11 protein-coding genes are annotated in these 14,772 nt (G+C 60.4%); 9 read left to right on the top strand and 2 right to left on the bottom strand.

The annotated features are described in order from the left end of the window. The first annotated feature begins 74 nt into the window (after positions 1-74). Together HG800_RS14665 and HG800_RS14660 are read left to right on the top strand one after the other, a co-directional pair. On the top strand, positions 75-962 hold the full coding sequence (locus HG800_RS14665) for a TRAFAC clade GTPase domain-containing protein (protein ID WP_169977376.1): 888 nt from the start codon (positions 75-77) through the stop codon (positions 960-962). 40 nt (positions 963-1,002) lie between these two features. Then, positions 1,003-1,656 (top strand): GAP1-N2 domain-containing protein, encoded by a 654-nt coding sequence (locus HG800_RS14660; protein ID WP_169977375.1) that lies wholly within the window; start codon positions 1,003-1,005, stop codon positions 1,654-1,656. Between the two features lie 517 nt (positions 1,657-2,173). Here the strand turns inward: HG800_RS14660 and HG800_RS14655 are convergent. Next, positions 2,174-3,046 (bottom strand): SDR family oxidoreductase, encoded by an 873-nt coding sequence (locus tag HG800_RS14655; protein ID WP_206352272.1) that lies wholly within the window; start codon positions 3,044-3,046, stop codon positions 2,174-2,176. A gap of 329 nt (positions 3,047-3,375) precedes the next feature. On the opposite strand from HG800_RS14655, the gene HG800_RS14650 reads away from it, so the two are divergent. From HG800_RS14650 to HG800_RS14640, 3 genes are all read left to right on the top strand, one after another. Continuing rightward, positions 3,376-3,717 (top strand): hypothetical protein, encoded by a 342-nt coding sequence (locus HG800_RS14650; RefSeq protein ID WP_169977374.1) that lies wholly within the window; start codon positions 3,376-3,378, stop codon positions 3,715-3,717. A 306-nt stretch (positions 3,718-4,023) separates the two neighbouring features. Next, positions 4,024-5,352, top strand: coding sequence for a DUF58 domain-containing protein (locus tag HG800_RS14645; RefSeq protein WP_169977373.1), 1,329 nt, complete (start codon positions 4,024-4,026; stop codon positions 5,350-5,352). Continuing rightward, positions 5,342-9,082, top strand: coding sequence for a prepilin peptidase (locus HG800_RS14640; RefSeq protein ID WP_169977372.1), 3,741 nt, complete (start codon positions 5,342-5,344; stop codon positions 9,080-9,082). The genes HG800_RS14645 and HG800_RS14640 overlap by 11 nt, the downstream gene beginning before the upstream one ends. 145 nt (positions 9,083-9,227) lie before the next feature. On the opposite strand, the gene HG800_RS14635 is transcribed toward HG800_RS14640, so the two are convergent. Continuing rightward, positions 9,228-9,623, bottom strand: coding sequence for a Fur family transcriptional regulator (locus HG800_RS14635; protein WP_169977371.1), 396 nt, complete (start codon positions 9,621-9,623; stop codon positions 9,228-9,230). 53 nt (positions 9,624-9,676) lie between these two features. Here HG800_RS14635 and HG800_RS14630 point away from each other — a divergent pair, with 53 nt between their 5' ends. The 4 genes from HG800_RS14630 (at position 9,677) to HG800_RS14615 (ending at position 14,761) form a co-directional block, all read left to right on the top strand. Continuing rightward, the gene (locus HG800_RS14630; protein WP_169977370.1) at positions 9,677-9,958 is read left to right on the top strand and encodes a hypothetical protein; all 282 of its coding nucleotides are present in this window, start codon (positions 9,677-9,679) and stop codon (positions 9,956-9,958) included. An 838-nt stretch (positions 9,959-10,796) separates the two neighbouring features. Further along, on the top strand, positions 10,797-12,146 hold the full coding sequence (locus HG800_RS14625; RefSeq protein ID WP_169977369.1) for a CobW family GTP-binding protein: 1,350 nt from the start codon (positions 10,797-10,799) through the stop codon (positions 12,144-12,146). Then, positions 12,134-13,195, top strand: coding sequence for a WD40 repeat domain-containing protein (locus tag HG800_RS14620; protein WP_169977368.1), 1,062 nt, complete (start codon positions 12,134-12,136; stop codon positions 13,193-13,195). Before HG800_RS14625 ends, HG800_RS14620 begins: the two co-directional genes overlap by 13 nt. 861 nt (positions 13,196-14,056) lie before the next feature. Next, the gene (locus HG800_RS14615) at positions 14,057-14,761 is read left to right on the top strand and encodes an ABC transporter ATP-binding protein (RefSeq protein WP_169977367.1); all 705 of its coding nucleotides are present in this window, start codon (positions 14,057-14,059) and stop codon (positions 14,759-14,761) included. Positions 14,762-14,772: the final 11 nt, after the last annotated feature.

Here is a 14,772-nt window from a genome sequence, read left to right as displayed (position 1 = left end):
CGCCGAACATCCTGTGAGACCGAGTGTCTCCGACAACCGATCTGCCCCGGCAACGACTAAAGGAGCCCCCTTCAATGAGTACCGGTGTCCGCTATCTCGATCGGAGCACACGGCTCGGGGGTCAGGTCCCCTGCCCGCTTTGTGGAGGGAGTCTGCGGGGAGAATCTTGTATTGAATGCTTCGCTCCGGCGGAAGTGATCGAATCGATCCTCGGACGACCAACCTTCCCGCGTATCGTCGGAATCCTCGGCCCGAGCGGTGTCGGCAAGACGGTTTACCTCGGGATGCTGCTCGACCTGCTCTCGCATGGTGTTGGTCCGTTCCATGGAATGGCCCGAGGACCTTTCTCCCTGGCATTGCAACGCCAGGTGATGCTCGCACTGGAACGGCAACGCTTTCCGGACAAAACTCCGGTCGAAGCCGATCGTTGGCAATGGGTTCATTGCGAGGTCTCGACCGGCAAGCGCCACGGCTTCGACGTGGTCACACCCGACGTTGCCGGCGAGGCCGTCGCCAGCGAGTTGGAAAGCCCGGGAACTCATACCACCGTACGCACACTCATTGAACGATGCGGCGGACTGGTCGTCTTGATCGACACGGTTGGCGTGATTGCCGAGGGGCAGGCTCAAGAAATGTTCGCCATGCAGCTCATCTCGTATCTGGAATCCATGCACGGCCAGCGGCGTCGGAAGATGGATATTCCCGTGGCGCTCGTCTTCACCAAGGTCGATTTGTGCGAAGAGCCGATCGACGACCCCCTCGCATTTGCCCGAGCCCATGCCTCGGCACTTTGGCGCATGTGCGACGCGAGACTGCGTCACTTCAAGTTTTTCTGCTCCAGCGTGGCCGGCTCCTGCGGTCGACTCGTTGATCGAGACGGTGGAGAGTTGCTCATTCCTCTGCGTGTTGAACCTCGTGGCGTGGTTGAGCCGTTTGCCTGGCTTTCCGGCCTCCTGCGCTGACGGGACTTCCCGTGAGCGGCCCTTTCCAGGATACGCGGCTATGTGGGTAGATCAGGCCATTTACACCTCATTGCCTCGGAGCGGCCGGGAAGGCTACCACGTGGTGAGCCGCTCGCGAGGCGTCTCAGAAACGGACGCACGGACCCTGGCCTCCTGGTGTCCTTCACACGGTGCGCTCGTGGTCGATGAGGCCAACCGGGCAAGCGTCAACATTCACCCCTTGCTTGAAGGGCGAATGGTGGTTTCTCGTTCTTGCGAAGGCCGCCCGGAATATAGCGGGAGGGGCGGAAAACAGATTTACACACACGCCTTGATCTTCGAGATACAGTCACTTGAACGTACCGGGATTGTACCGATTTCCCTCTATCTGGATGCGCTCGCGCTCGGTCTGTTTCAGTATCGTCCCGAACCTGATGCCGTGCTCGAAGAGGTCGAACTGGGGCATTGTCATCGACCGCTCCACCTCTGCCGCGAGAGTCGTCAACCGGCGCTGATCAGTCCGACAGAGCTGAGGGCAATCCGTGAATCGCTTGCGACAGGAAAACCGATCGAACTGCATCACCCCGGAGACCGGTTCCGATTTGTCGAGCACTTTCTTGGGTTCCTGCCGATCGGACTGACAACGACGATCAGCTTCTCGACAAGCTTGAAGCCTTCGACGGCTCGCCCCTTTGCCTTGTGTCTGATTCCCTGAGGCACGACACTCATCGCTGTTCGGCTCGATCGCTCGACCATCCACGTAACAAGGCTGAGGCTCAAACTTATCTTATCGCATTGACGTCTGTTCGCCCGGTTGAGTCGTTTCCTGGTCGGCAATAAGGGAGTCCTTTGACGATGCCGCCTGCTCCACGTCCTCGTGCGGTAACACCGCACACGACCCGCCCATTCAGCTCGGAACTCCGAGCGCGGGGAGCACCCAACGAGCTACGACAAACCAGACCGACATGACGCCGACAATCAGCAACACATCATTCATCACGAATGGCTCCTGGAGCGCTTTCTGAGGTACTGCTCCAACACTATTCGATTCTCCTTCGCTCAGAGGAGGATCAGCCTCTCGCAATCGTCGAGACCGTCGCAGGATGGAACGGTTTCATTTCATTGTACCGGAATCCCAAATGATCGAGATCTTGAAACGGCTCAGACGCTGAACGCGTTGTGCATCGAGACCAACCTCGAAGCACCACCTTCAGCGTTTGTTCCGGACACACTCACTCCGAAGAAACCAGCCCCGTCATCTCCTCGCTCACACGCCACAACCGTCGGGCTACCTCGTCGTTCTGGGCCGCGGGAGCAGGTTTCACCTGGCGTTGCTTGACGAAGTAGGTTCCCGACACCCCCTCGACCTCGGGAGAAGTGGCCAGGTAGACCGACGTTTTCGCACCTTGCTCTGACGAGATGGCAATGAGCCCCGCCAGCCGGCGCATGACCCACCAGGCCGGCCCCTCTCCCGAGGAAAAGAAGGACGAGTTGACCACTCCCGGATGGAGGGCATTGACGCTTACCCGAGTGCCTTCGAGTCTCCTGGCCAACTCTCTGGCAAATAAGACGTTGGCAAGCTTCGACTGACTGTACGTCCGAAGCCCCTTGAATCGCGTTTGGGCCTGAAGATCATCAAAGTTGATTGACGCTCCACGATGAGCGTCAGACGCCACGACGACAATCCGGCTCGGAGCCGCAGCCTTCAAACAATCAAGCAACAAGTGTGTGAGCAAGAAATAAGCCAGATGATTGAGAGCGAAGGTCATCTCGATTCCGTCAACGCTTTCGCGACGATCCATGAACAACGCACCGGCGTTGTTGATCAGCACGTCGAGCCGATCAAACCGCACTCGAACGTCCTCGGCCAGGCGACGCACCTCCGCCTGTGACGAGAGATCCGCAACCATTGAATGAATCGCAGTGTTGCCCGTTTGCCGTCGGAGACGCTCAAGCATCTCCTCGCACTTCTTCGGATCGCGTCCGACGAGAATCACCTCAGCCCCCAGTCGGGCAAGCTCTTCGGCTGTCACCGCCCCAATTCCCGAAGTCGCCCCGGTCACCAGGCAACGTTTCCCATCCATGCGACCCAGATTGTCCGCCATCGCCAGAAAACTCCTGTCCGTCCTCTTCGCTATCAGTCCGAAAACGATGCTTCATCAACCGAGAGCCAGGGGATAAGCATCGGGCATCTTACCAATGCCGCACCAGGGCAATGCTCGATCGATTGTCGTCCTCGTTGCGATTGTAGGCGAAGTTGTCGATCTGGCGGTCTGCCTTGATTGTCGAGATCCATTTCGAACGCAAAGGAAGGACCACGAATGCCCAACTTACCATTGACGAGGGGGGCCAACACCGCGTAGCGTAAATGAGATTGGAATCTCCGATCGCATCAACCACTCGTCCCAACCTCGTTTCACTCGATTCGTCATTGATGATGTCGCGACCGTTCCTTCAGTCAATCGCGACGCTTCTCCTGCTGACCTACGGGTGGCTGCCCACCCTTGGGCCGTTCGTCCACGAGTTGATTCACGATGGAGGACACTCCACGTGCTCTTCAGACGGCTCGGAGATTCCCTCCTCTCCGCCGCTCGACGCCGAGTCTAATTGTCCCGTCTGCGAATTCTCCGGGCAGGCTCAGCTCGATTTGCTGCACCAGGGCGTCTCGCTCGGGTTCCAGGTTCATTCCTTCTCGATCGTGTCGGCTCCTCTCTCCATCCGGACCCCGTACTTCAAGACGGGTGAGCCTCGCGCCCCTCCTGGCACCTCCTGCTGATCACCGAAGCCTCGGGCTTCGTACCGCGAAGGGCTCAATCGCCAGTTGCCCGTTCGCGCGTTGCTCTTGATCAACGCTGCCACGAATTCGCCGACTCCGTTGCTGGACGACCGGTGTTTTCGGGGACTTGCGTGAACCCTTCCCAGGCTGAGCCGCCCCGGAACTCATCCCGGCAAGGCGGCGACATCGCCCTGAATTGGCTCCTCCAACGAGGGGGACCGCTTCTCGACACTGGGAATTCAAGCGCCGCGCCACGGCCAATCCCTCACGCGATTTCCAGGTCGATGGGAGCAGGGAGTGTCCGAAATGATGATCCTCGACGATCGCGAACTGAACGCTGAACGGGTTCACCATCACGATGGCGATTCTCGGTTGCAGCGCTGGCTGCTCGGGATGCGTCATCTCCTGGTCGAGGCCGATCATTTCTCCTTCGTCAATGCGTATCTTCCCTGGCGCTATCCGCTGGGAAGTCTGGCGATGGCGGCAGTGGCGGCGGCTCTCTGCGGCTGGTTCGTCCATGCCAGGGCATACTTACTCCTGATCGGGGTGGGCTCGGTCATCGTCCTCGGGGTAATCTGGCCAAAGGTCAGCCTCTTGGCGATCCGGGGTCACCTGAAGTTCGAGGACCGCCGGACTGTTGAGGGCAAAGGCACGAGAGCCCGCCTGGTCGTATCAAACTACCTGCCGATCGGCTCCTGGGGGCTTCGCCTCCGGGGGGGACACGAAGATGCCGGTTCTGGCTCGGTCGTCAATCTCGCGGTCGTCCCTGGATGGAGGACCACCGAGTTCGAATTTCCGTACGTCCCTCCCTTGCGAGGCGAGTATCCGCGCGGTTCGGCAGCCCTCCGAACCGGTTTTCCCTTTGGCCTCTGGGAGGCCGAGCGATCACTCGCAACCACTGGGAGCCTGCTTGTCTGGCCCCGATCCCTGCCACTCGACGACATTCCCGAGGCCGCAGCGAGTGATCGGACCCGCGAAGGACTCGTCTTCCAGAACCGTGCGGGCCACTCTGGAGACTTCTTCGGTGTGCGTCCCTATGTCCGAGGCGACTCACTCCGCCGGATTCACTGGCCACAGTCGGCCCGTTACGATCGCCTGATCGTCTGCGAGCGACAGGCCAGCGCGAACCTGCATCTTCAGGTCGTGCTTGACGTCCTCCCTTCGGTTCACGGCGGAAACGGACCGTACAGCTCTCGGGAATGGGCCATCCGGATCGCAGCAACTTTGATCGAAGCCTTCCTGAACCGAGGAGCCCTGGTTCATCTCGTCGTCGACGACCGTTCGGTCGCGACCGGATCGGGCACCTCGCATCGCGAACGCCTGCTCGATACGCTCGCGAAGATTCCGCCGAAAACGTCAAAAACGATCGGCGAGGTCCTCTCCTCCTCTCCTGTCCGACGCTTCCGTGATGGGTTGCAGGTCGTGATCACCACCGATCGAGGGCTCCAGCGGGCAGATGCCTGGCCGCATGGAGGCAAAGCAATCATCCTCCGCGCCGCCTCCTTCGGCGCCGTGGCCGAACCGGAACGCCACGATCGGCCCTTGCTTGTCCGCCCCTGGATCGAGATTACCGATGCGAACAACGTTGCCGGACAATTCCGGCGCGGCTGGCGGGAGGTCCTCAATGCGAACTGAGGAAACACGGGCCGGTCGGCAACTCGTCCGGCTCGGCTTCGTTCTGGTGGCGATCTCCGTGCTCACGGCCGAATACACGCTCGATCGTCCCGGCGTGCATGGTGCCTTTCGGGTCCTTCAGGTCGCCTTGCTGACCGGCTGGGCGGTGATCGTCCATGCCTTTCTCTCCCGCAGGAGGCAATCGGAAGACGTTCCCTCGGTTGCCACCATGCTCCTCTCCTGCGCCATGGTCGCTGTGCTTTGGGGGGTGGACCTCGGCGTGACCATCGCAGGGATGCCCGCGCTTGCCTACGAAACCATGCTGGTCCTCTTGCTGCGAGACGCCGCCCTCTCGGTCATCGCGCTGGCGGGCAATCCCATCTGCCTGAGACTTTCCGGCGGCCTGTCTCTGGCGCTCATGCTATTCAGCTCGGTTCTGGGAGAGCACCGCCTGCTCTACGTCCTGGCGACGGCCTATGCCCTGCTCGGCAGCTACTGGTTGATCCTGCTCTACTGGAGCTTTATCCAGATCAAGCTGCTGGAGGGAACGAACCATCGCCCCCCGGTTCTTGCTATCCTCGTCTGGGGGTTGCTCGTCGGAGCGATGACCGTGCTCGTGGTCGGTCCCCGTCGAACGATCGGCGTGCTGGGTGAATTGATGCCGACCTCCGGCGGAACCACCATCGCCGATGCCTCCGCTCAATCTGGCGTGGGAGATGGCCCGAACCTCGCCCAGGGGATCAACGACCCGACCACCTCCGGTCCCGTCGATTCCGACATCTTCCTCGAAACTAAGGACACCTCCCTCTACGACGCCAGCACCGAACGCTACGGCGATCCCGAAGAATTCAACAATCGCCGCAGTCTGGCTGTGGCCATCCAGAACCAGTCGGGCGAGCTTCAGGAGGAACAATCGCGCCAGTCAAACCCGACCCGAGAGTTCTCGGTGGTCCGGGGAGGTCCTCGACGCGATTCCAAACGCCCCGATCAATCGGCCGGCGAAGCCTATTCGGTTCGGGGGAAGACCCCGCTTCATCTCCGAATGCTGGCCTTCGACGAGTTCGACGGCCGATCCTGGGTCGAGCCGACCCTGGGGGCCGATTCCATCGAGCTTCAACTCGGCTTCGCAGGATGGATCGAGCTGCCCCGGACCGACCAGTCGATCAACGCCGGGGCAATCTCCCACGAAATTGTGGTCGGAGAGATCGAGGCTCCACAGCTCCCCCTCCCCCCCGGTTGCGACCGGTTTCGGATCGACCGGATCGACCGACCGAATTTCTTCGCCCTGGCCCAGGAAGGCATCCTCCGATACCGCGCCGATGCCTTGCCCAAGCAAACAAAGCTCGAAACGCACACCCCTACGATCGACCCCGTTCGGCTCCGAGCTTGCTCGATGCCGCCAGGCCGATCTTACTCCCTGCCGAAATACCTCCGAACCAGCATGACTGTCGGCTCCCCCGACGCTCCCGACCACCGCCCACTCGACCCGCGCATCCGAGCCCTCGCCGAGCAATGGACCAAAGGCCTTGACCGCGGTTGGTCGCAAGTCGAGGCGATTACCGACCACCTGCGGACCGATTACGAATGGGATGAGAACGCCGTCATCCCCTCCGAGGTCGACGACCCAATCGCCCATTTTCTCTTCGAGCAACGCCGTGGCGACGACTACATTTTCGCCAGCACCGCTTGCCTCCTGTTACGAAGCCTCGGATACCCGGCTCGATTCGTCCAGGGGCTCTACGCGAATCCCGATCGGTACGATCCCGATTCACGCTGGACGCCGGTCTTCTGGCCCGCCGATCTGCATACCTGGGTCGAGGTGCAATTGCCGACTCAGGAATGGATCGTCGTCGAGGCTACTCCCGGTTTTGAGGTCCTTGGGCCGGAACCGGCGCTGCTCGCCCGGTTGGGTGAGGCGGTGAGCAGAGTCTTCTACTGGATCGTCCAACACCCCGTCCGAACGCTGGGCACTCTCGCTGTGGTCGGGCTTCTGGTCGGGTTTCGCTCCTGGCTGGCCGGGGTCATCGCCACGCTCATCTGGCGGCTCACGTTCCACGGCGGGGCTCGACACTCGGTGATCGTCACGGTTCGACTTCTGGAGCGTCGCGCCCAGCTCTCCGGAATCGGCCGTGCCGGTTCCACGACCCTCCGAGACTGGTATCGCTTCGCCGCCGACCGGCTCGAGGATCCCTCAGCCCGGGAGGCGATCCGCCGTCTCATCCCCCTGGCCGACTGGGCCATCTACGCACCCAGCTCGATCGCGAATCCGGGAGAAGGCGAGACCGAGGTCATCCGATCTCAGTGCCGCGACGCGGTTCGCCTCTGCACCCAATCGGCCTTCCGGCCCGTCTCCGTCTCGTCGAAGCAGCGAGCCAGCAAGGGCAATCGCCGCGTCTCCTGGGTCGGTGCGGCGATGATTCTGTTTGCCACGCTCGGATTGGAAAGCTCAACGGCTCAGGCCGACGGGAACGCGTTGCCCACACTGCCACCCTACCCGGAAATCTTCGCGGGCATGAAACCGAGCGACTCGGAACGTTCCGAGGAAACCCAGGCCGCCTCTTCCCCTTCCGAATTGACCATGCGGTCGCTCGGGATCGAGACCATTGAGGATCTGTCTCAGTCCGATCAGCAAACCATGGCGATCTTGAAGGGAATGACCGCCTGCTGGTTCTTCGTCCTGGGGGCCTCGGTCGGGAGCTTCCTCAATGTCGTGGTGTATCGTATGCCGAAGGGGTTGCCGATCTGGGGAAGGAGTTCCCACTGTCCATCCTGTCACACCGCCCTGACCTTCCGGGAAAACATTCCGATTCTCGGATGGCTCCGGCTGCGGGGACGGTGCCGATCCTGTCAGACACCCATTTCGCCACGTTACCCGATCGTCGAAACCGTCACGGGAGCCATCTTTCTGGCCCTACTTGAAGTGCAATTGCTTTCCGGAGGAGGCTCGGTCCCGGTTCGTGAACCCAATTTTTACGCAGGAGTCGTCTGGATCCTCTGGTATCCAAAGTGGGATTTGATCAGCCTCTATGCCTATCATCTCATCTTGCTCTGTACGACCCTCTGCCTTGCCCTGATCGCCTTCGATGGACACCGGATTCCGAGGCGACTCCTCATCATGACGATTCTCGTGGGCTTCCTCGGCCCGATCCTCATGGCCGAACTGCACCCGGTTCCCTTCCGACTCCCCCGACCCGATTGGCTTCCGAGATCCGGATTCTCACCCGCTGAACTGCTCAACAGTGGACTCGGGCAGCTCACCGGTCTGCTCCTGGGCGGAATCCTTTGCCTGGCCACCGATCAACGCGCCAGCCTGGTCGCCGTGCTGATGCTGGCCGGAATCTTCCTTGGCTGGCAGGCCGCCATCTCGATCGCCTTGCTCACAGCGCTGGCCATGCTCATGGTCCAGTTTGGTTCCTCAACTGTTTTGCCCGGCCTGCGAGCCATTCCTCCGGCCTTCACGGCAGCAATGGCGATTCTGGTTCAGACGCTCTGCTGGAGGTGGTTTTCCGGACTCGCCTTCTGGCCGTCGCACCTGTCGTCGCCGATCGCAATGATTGGTGCCGTCACGATCATCGCCGGACTCTCGTCCCTCACTCGTGTCATGCAACAACGGCAACAGTTCGGCACCAATCACTTCCTCGCACCCGAAAGCCTCGCTCCCCATGACCCTCAGCATTCCATCTCCCCGGGCGAACTTAAGGAAACCGAACGGTTGAGTCCGATCCCGTACCAGCCTCCCAGCCGTTTCTGAAGCCCGACCCCGGTCGTTGACGGCTCCGGTTTATTGCATTTGCGACATCCCTTCAGCCCAACTCACCAAGGCAACCGACGCGTACCCTTTCTGCTAATTGATCGATCCAATCTCGATTGAATCAGGTGAGGAATTCTCACTTCGGTCACGAGGTCGTCGGCTCTCGTCGACACAAAGCACACTGCCCATACAGCACCAGTTCATGATGGTCCACCTGGAATCCCGGCGGCGTCAGCGCATCGAGCCCACCCGGACATCCAGGCACGTCGAAGACCCGTCCGCAGTCATTGCAGTGAAAATGATGATGGTGCTTCGCCGCCACACGCTGATCTTCATAACGCGGCGGCTCTCCCGGAAGCTGAACCGCGGCCACTTCCCCATCCTCAGCCATTCGCTTGATGACCCGGTAAACCGTCGCAAGCCCCAGTGACGGAATGTCGTGTTTCGCCGCCTCCTGAATCTCGGCCGGACTGAGCGGCCGACCCGACTCGGCAATCACGCGACGAATCGCTTGCCCCTGTCGTGTTTTGCGCAAATTCATCGTTCTCACCTCACAATGTCGCGGGGGTAGTCCCTTGACGACCCGCAATGGTAATGATAACTCATTATCAGATCGACCGCCATCTGGGGCGGTTTTTCACTCACCATCATGCCAAAGAGAGATTCGTGGTCTACCTCCTTGCCCACCACACCGGTCATCTGCTGGAGAAAATCGACTTCCTGGGCCTGGAGCCGGAGTCGACGCTTGACCATGTCCTCGCCTTCGGAGCGTACGGGTTGCTGTTCTCGGTTCTCGTCGGTGCCGGTTTCGGCACCAAGCTCTTGGCCCGTCGCGGTCGAGCGACGAATCGGGGTGTCGATCCCAAAACCTCCTGAACTGTCGGCCATGAGGAACCGGACGATGGACCAGCCCCTGACCGATCCAGGCCCGGTCATCTCCCGCCGCCGGGCGTTTGCGCAATTAATTCTCTGCAAGGGCTGCTGCTGCGGCCGCACGGACCGAGGACACCCAGAGGTTCCTGTCGATCGATTGAAGGCTGCCTGGAAAGCCGGGGCCTTGAACAAATCCGTTCAACTGACCATTTCTGGATGTGTCGGCCCTTGTGACGTGACCAATGTCGCCGTCGTGGTGACCCCAAACGGCACGTTCTGGTATGGCCAACTCGGAGGAGATGCTGATTACGACGCGATAATTTCCTGGGCTGAGGAGTGCCGAACGCAAGGCCGTGTCATCCCTCTCCCCCCTTCCTTTGAATCGAGACGATTCGAGTGGTTCGTCTCCGAGCCAGACCCAACGATTGCTCCCAGGTGCCAGACCACCTCGCCAGATGTCTCAGCTGACACTCCTGCCGGAGCAATCACACCATGATGGGTCCTGTGAACTTCGCACCAAAGCCGTCGAATCGGGCTCGCGTTTCGGAAATCAAACAATGGGTCATGGACACCTTTCAACTCCCTGAAGAGGCCACCGTCTTGGTTACAGAGCTTCGATGCTCAGAGCCAGGCTGCCCTCCGCTGGAGACGGTGATCGCAATCCTCAATGAACGAACTCCAACAGTTCAGGTCACGATTCACTCACCCCTCGAACTCGTAACCGAAGCCGACGTAAAACGTCTCGCCCCTTCCCCGCAGTCGGACCCCAGACGGTAACGCCCGTTCTGTGTCGAGCCGTATTTCCATTCCATCTCCTCCCTTCGATGACGAGGCCTCGGCCGTGACAACTGCCACCGATGAGCGACGCGTGCCCGTGACGGTCTTGACCGGTTTCCTCGGCGCCGGCAAAACAACCCTGTTAAACCACATTCTCACCGCACAGCACGGCCGACGAATCGCCGTGATCGAGAACGAGTTCGGTGAAGTCGGCGTCGACAACGAATTGGTCATCGACGCCGAGGAAGAAATCTTCGAGATGAACAACGGATGCATCTGCTGCACCGTTCGCGGCGATCTGATCCGCATTCTCGGCAACTTAATGAAGCGCCGGGATCGCTTCGATGCCATCCTGATCGAGACAACCGGCCTGGCCGATCCGGGACCCGTGGCACAGACGTTCTTTGTCGACGACGAGATGCAAGGGAAGCTCATGCTCGACGGGATCGTCACTTTGGTCGACGCCAAGCATGTCTGGCAGCACATCGACGACTCGGACGAAGTGAAAGAGCAGATCGCCTTCGCCGACGTGATCCTGTTGAACAAGGTCGACCTGGTGACACCCGAGGAACTGGAGCGACTGGAGTCTCGGCTCAAGGCGATGAACGCCGCCGCAAAGATCCACCGGACGAGGGACGCGGTGGTCGAGATGGACCGCATCCTGAACATCGGCGGTTTCAACCTCGAGCGGGCCCTGGAGGTCGACCCGAAATTCATGGAGCCGGAATATCCGTTCGAATGGAGCGGTGTTTATCGGCTCGATCGAGGGGACTACCGCTGGGTCATGGAACCAGGCCCCGATCCCGCGATGGCCGTGGCGCTCTTGCCTCTCGGCGACGCAACCGAGCCCTCAGAAACCGTCTTGATGAATGCGGTTCTGACCTTTTCTGACGATGGCCGCGAGGTCAGTCCCGGCAACGCTTTCGTCTCTGGCCCCCACCTGGCCCACTTGAAACTTGGGTCGGAAACGACCTCTTTTGGGGTTCGCATCGAAACGCCCGGACATTATGTAATGTTCTCGGAACACCATCCCGACGAGTTCAACGCACGCCTCGAAGGACCGGACGGGCCGATAACACCCAGTCAACCGCACGAGTACAAACCCGACCACGAACATGATGAGGAGGTCTCCTCGGTCGGCATCAGCATTCCCGGCGACCTTGATGGAACAAAACTCAACACCTGGCTCTCAACCCTCCTCCGCGATCGTGGAAGCGACATTTTCCGGATGAAAGGAGTCCTGAGCATCGCGGGAGACCCCAGGCGATTTGTCTTCCAGGGGGTCCATATGCTTTTCGACGGCCGCCCCGATCGCGACTGGGGAACTGAGCCAAGACACAACCGAATGATCTTCATCGGCCGTAACCTCGACCGAAAGGAACTGAACGAGGAGTTCCGCGCATGTCTCGTTTGAACCCGAGAGCGCGGAACCGAGGACCGTCGACTCCCGTCTTCGAGCCGCTCTGGGCCGCCGAGGAGATGAATGATCATGTCATCGCAATCGAATGGTCACCTGACGGTCGAAGACTCGCCGGAGCCTCCATTGCCGGACCGATCGCTCTGATCGACGGTCAGACCGGTGAATGGGTGCACCAGCTCGACGGTCATGGATTCGGGACCACCTCCATCTCCTGGAGCCCGACAGGAGATCGACTCGCCAGTGCCGGACAAGACGGTAAGGTGCGATTCTGGGATGCGGCCTCGGGCCAGCAAATCGCGGCAGTCGACGGGGGTGCGGCCTGGGTTGAACGCCTCTCCTGGTGCGCTCAGGCTCCACTGCTCGCAACGTCAGCAGGCCGGAGTCTCCGGCTCTGGAATGCCGATGGCGACCTGATGCGATCCTATCCCGCTCACCCGAGCACCATCGCCGACATCCGCTGGCATCCGAAGCTGCAGCAACTGGCCTCCGCATCCTACGGGCAACTGGCCATCTGGACTCCCGATCGAGACGAGCCCCTTCGGCAGTTTTTCTGGAAAGGCTCGATGCTGACCATCTGCTGGAGTCCCAGTGGACGCTACCTTGCCACCGGCAACCAGGATTCCACTGTCCACTTCTGGGACCTCCGTACCGGAGACGACCTTCAGATGTGGGGCTATCCGACCAAGGTCCAGGAACTCGCCTGGGATGAGTCCGGTCGCTTCCTGGCAACGGGAGGTGGGACCGAGGTGTGTGTCTGGGACTTCTCCGGAAAGGGCCCTGCAGGCACCACGCCGCTTCAATTCGGACTCTCGGGATCTCGGATTACGTCATTGGCATTTCGACCTCGAGTCGAGGCTCGCCTTGCCGCTGGGTTCGCTGACGGCGCGATCGGGGTTTGGAAACTCGGTCGCCAGGCGACCCAATTGGACAGGTTTGCCATCGACAGTGGAATTTCTTGCCTCTCCTGGGATCCTCAAGGACGTCGACTGGCACTCGCCACCGAAGGAGGCGGCATCGCATGCTTCTCCGACCAGAAACGGTGATTCATCTATCGCCTCACCGTGACACCAACCGAGCCTCCTCGCTGCTCCGTGAGCATCCGTCGATCCTTGCAAGAAAACCCAACTCATTTTGACAAAACACCGGGTTTTCTCTTGGGAATCCGGTGTGTCGCTTGGTAAATTCGTAATACTCCCTGATCATTCCTCTGAGCGTTCCGCGTGCCAATGCATCAGCTCCCGACCGTGATCGGACTGACCTGGATAGCGATTGCGTCCTCGGCCCTACTGGCCGGCGGACCGGGACTCCACCTCCTTCCAGGATTCGAACACGACCATGACACCTCCACCAACGATCACGGAAGCCTTGCCGCGGCACACGACGAGTGCACCCTCTGCCAACTCTTCGCCCAACCCCAACTGACCGCCGAAGCGGGCCCTCGACACGAGAGCTCGGTCACTCGGCCACACTCATCTGTTGGCCCCACCTCACCTGACTCGACCGAGCGTTCACAACCACATCCTCCTCGAGGCCCGCCGAACGCTTCCTGAACACCCCGGAGCAGCGATTGGAGTGGGATCGGCGTTCCGAACGCATTCGATCGAACCCAGCCGATCGGCCAGACGGACCATTGCATTCCATCCGACAGACGCTCCGCTCGGTCGAGGCGTTGGGCAAGGTTCCTTCCGATTCCGGACAGGACCTCTGACCGTGCGCAGAGTCGAGAACGGGTAATGTCGATGACTGATGCCTTGATACGGTTCAGGTGCCCACTCGCCAAAAAACCGTGTTGAGCTTCGCCACCGAGCTGATTCGAGAACTCCGAGCAAACGTGCCCGACCACACTGGTCATGGGTTCGACTGCTTTCCATCGTGCAATTCTGATTCGGAGAGGTTCACTTCCTATGCTTGAGGCGTCCGATCTGACAAAAGCCTATGGCTCTCACACAGCCCTGGATCACCTGAATCTCACGGTGCGTCCCGGAGAAGTCTACTGTCTGCTCGGCGCCAACGGCGCAGGGAAAACCACGACGATCAACCTCTTTCTCGACTTCATTCCTCGCACATCCGGCTCGGCGAAAATCAATGGCCTGGACGTGGCCGAACATCCGCTGGAGACGAAGAAGCACCTCGCCTACATTCCCGAACAGGTCATGCTCTACGGAAACCTGACGGGCCTCGAAAACCTTTCCTACTTTGCGGCCCTGGCCGGGCATTCGTCTTATTCAAACGACGAATTCCTTGGCTTTCTTCGCCAGGCTGGCTTGCCCGAGGATGCCGCTCGACGCCGGGTACGCACATACTCGAAAGGGATGCGGCAGAAAGTCGGTATCGCCGTGGCGATTGCCAAGAGAGCCAGGGGCTTGCTGCTCGACGAACCGACCTCCGGGCTCGATCCCAAGGCGTCGAACGAGTTCTCCGACCTCCTCCTGATGCTCCGCGAACAGGGAGTGGCCATCCTGATGGCCACTCACGACCTGTTCCGGGCCAAGGAAACCGGCACCCGGGTTGGCATTATGAAACACGGCCACCTCGTCGCCGCCCTCGACACCGCCGAGGTCGGCCACGCAGACCTGGAACGAATTTATCTTGAACATATGCATGATTGATTTTCAATAGA

The organism is Tautonia rosea (genome assembly GCF_012958305.1).
Classification (GTDB): Bacteria; Planctomycetota; Planctomycetia; order Isosphaerales; family Isosphaeraceae; genus Tautonia; species Tautonia rosea.
The sequence above is the reverse complement of the archived record's forward strand: the minus strand, read 5'-3'. Positions and strand labels throughout refer to the sequence as shown.

What these genes read in the sequence shown, in the direction of transcription:
- HG800_RS14665 (WP_169977376.1), top strand. Translation starts at nt 75, where the DNA reads ATGAGTACCGGTGTCCGCTATCTCGATCGGAGCACACGGCTCGGGGGT.
- HG800_RS14660 (WP_169977375.1), top strand. Translation starts at nt 1,003, where the DNA reads ATGTGGGTAGATCAGGCCATTTACACCTCATTGCCTCGGAGCGGCCGG.
- HG800_RS14655 (WP_206352272.1), bottom strand. Translation starts at nt 3,046, where the DNA reads ATGGCGGACAATCTGGGTCGCATGGATGGGAAACGTTGCCTGGTGACC.
- HG800_RS14650 (WP_169977374.1), top strand. Translation starts at nt 3,376, where the DNA reads ATGATGTCGCGACCGTTCCTTCAGTCAATCGCGACGCTTCTCCTGCTG.
- HG800_RS14645 (WP_169977373.1), top strand. Translation starts at nt 4,024, where the DNA reads ATGATGATCCTCGACGATCGCGAACTGAACGCTGAACGGGTTCACCAT.
- HG800_RS14640 (WP_169977372.1), top strand. Translation starts at nt 5,342, where the DNA reads ATGCGAACTGAGGAAACACGGGCCGGTCGGCAACTCGTCCGGCTCGGC.
- HG800_RS14635 (WP_169977371.1), bottom strand. Translation starts at nt 9,623, where the DNA reads ATGAATTTGCGCAAAACACGACAGGGGCAAGCGATTCGTCGCGTGATT.
- HG800_RS14630 (WP_169977370.1), top strand. Translation starts at nt 9,677, where the DNA reads ATGATAACTCATTATCAGATCGACCGCCATCTGGGGCGGTTTTTCACT.
- HG800_RS14620 (WP_169977368.1), top strand. Translation starts at nt 12,134, where the DNA reads ATGTCTCGTTTGAACCCGAGAGCGCGGAACCGAGGACCGTCGACTCCC.
- HG800_RS14615 (WP_169977367.1), top strand. Translation starts at nt 14,057, where the DNA reads ATGCTTGAGGCGTCCGATCTGACAAAAGCCTATGGCTCTCACACAGCC.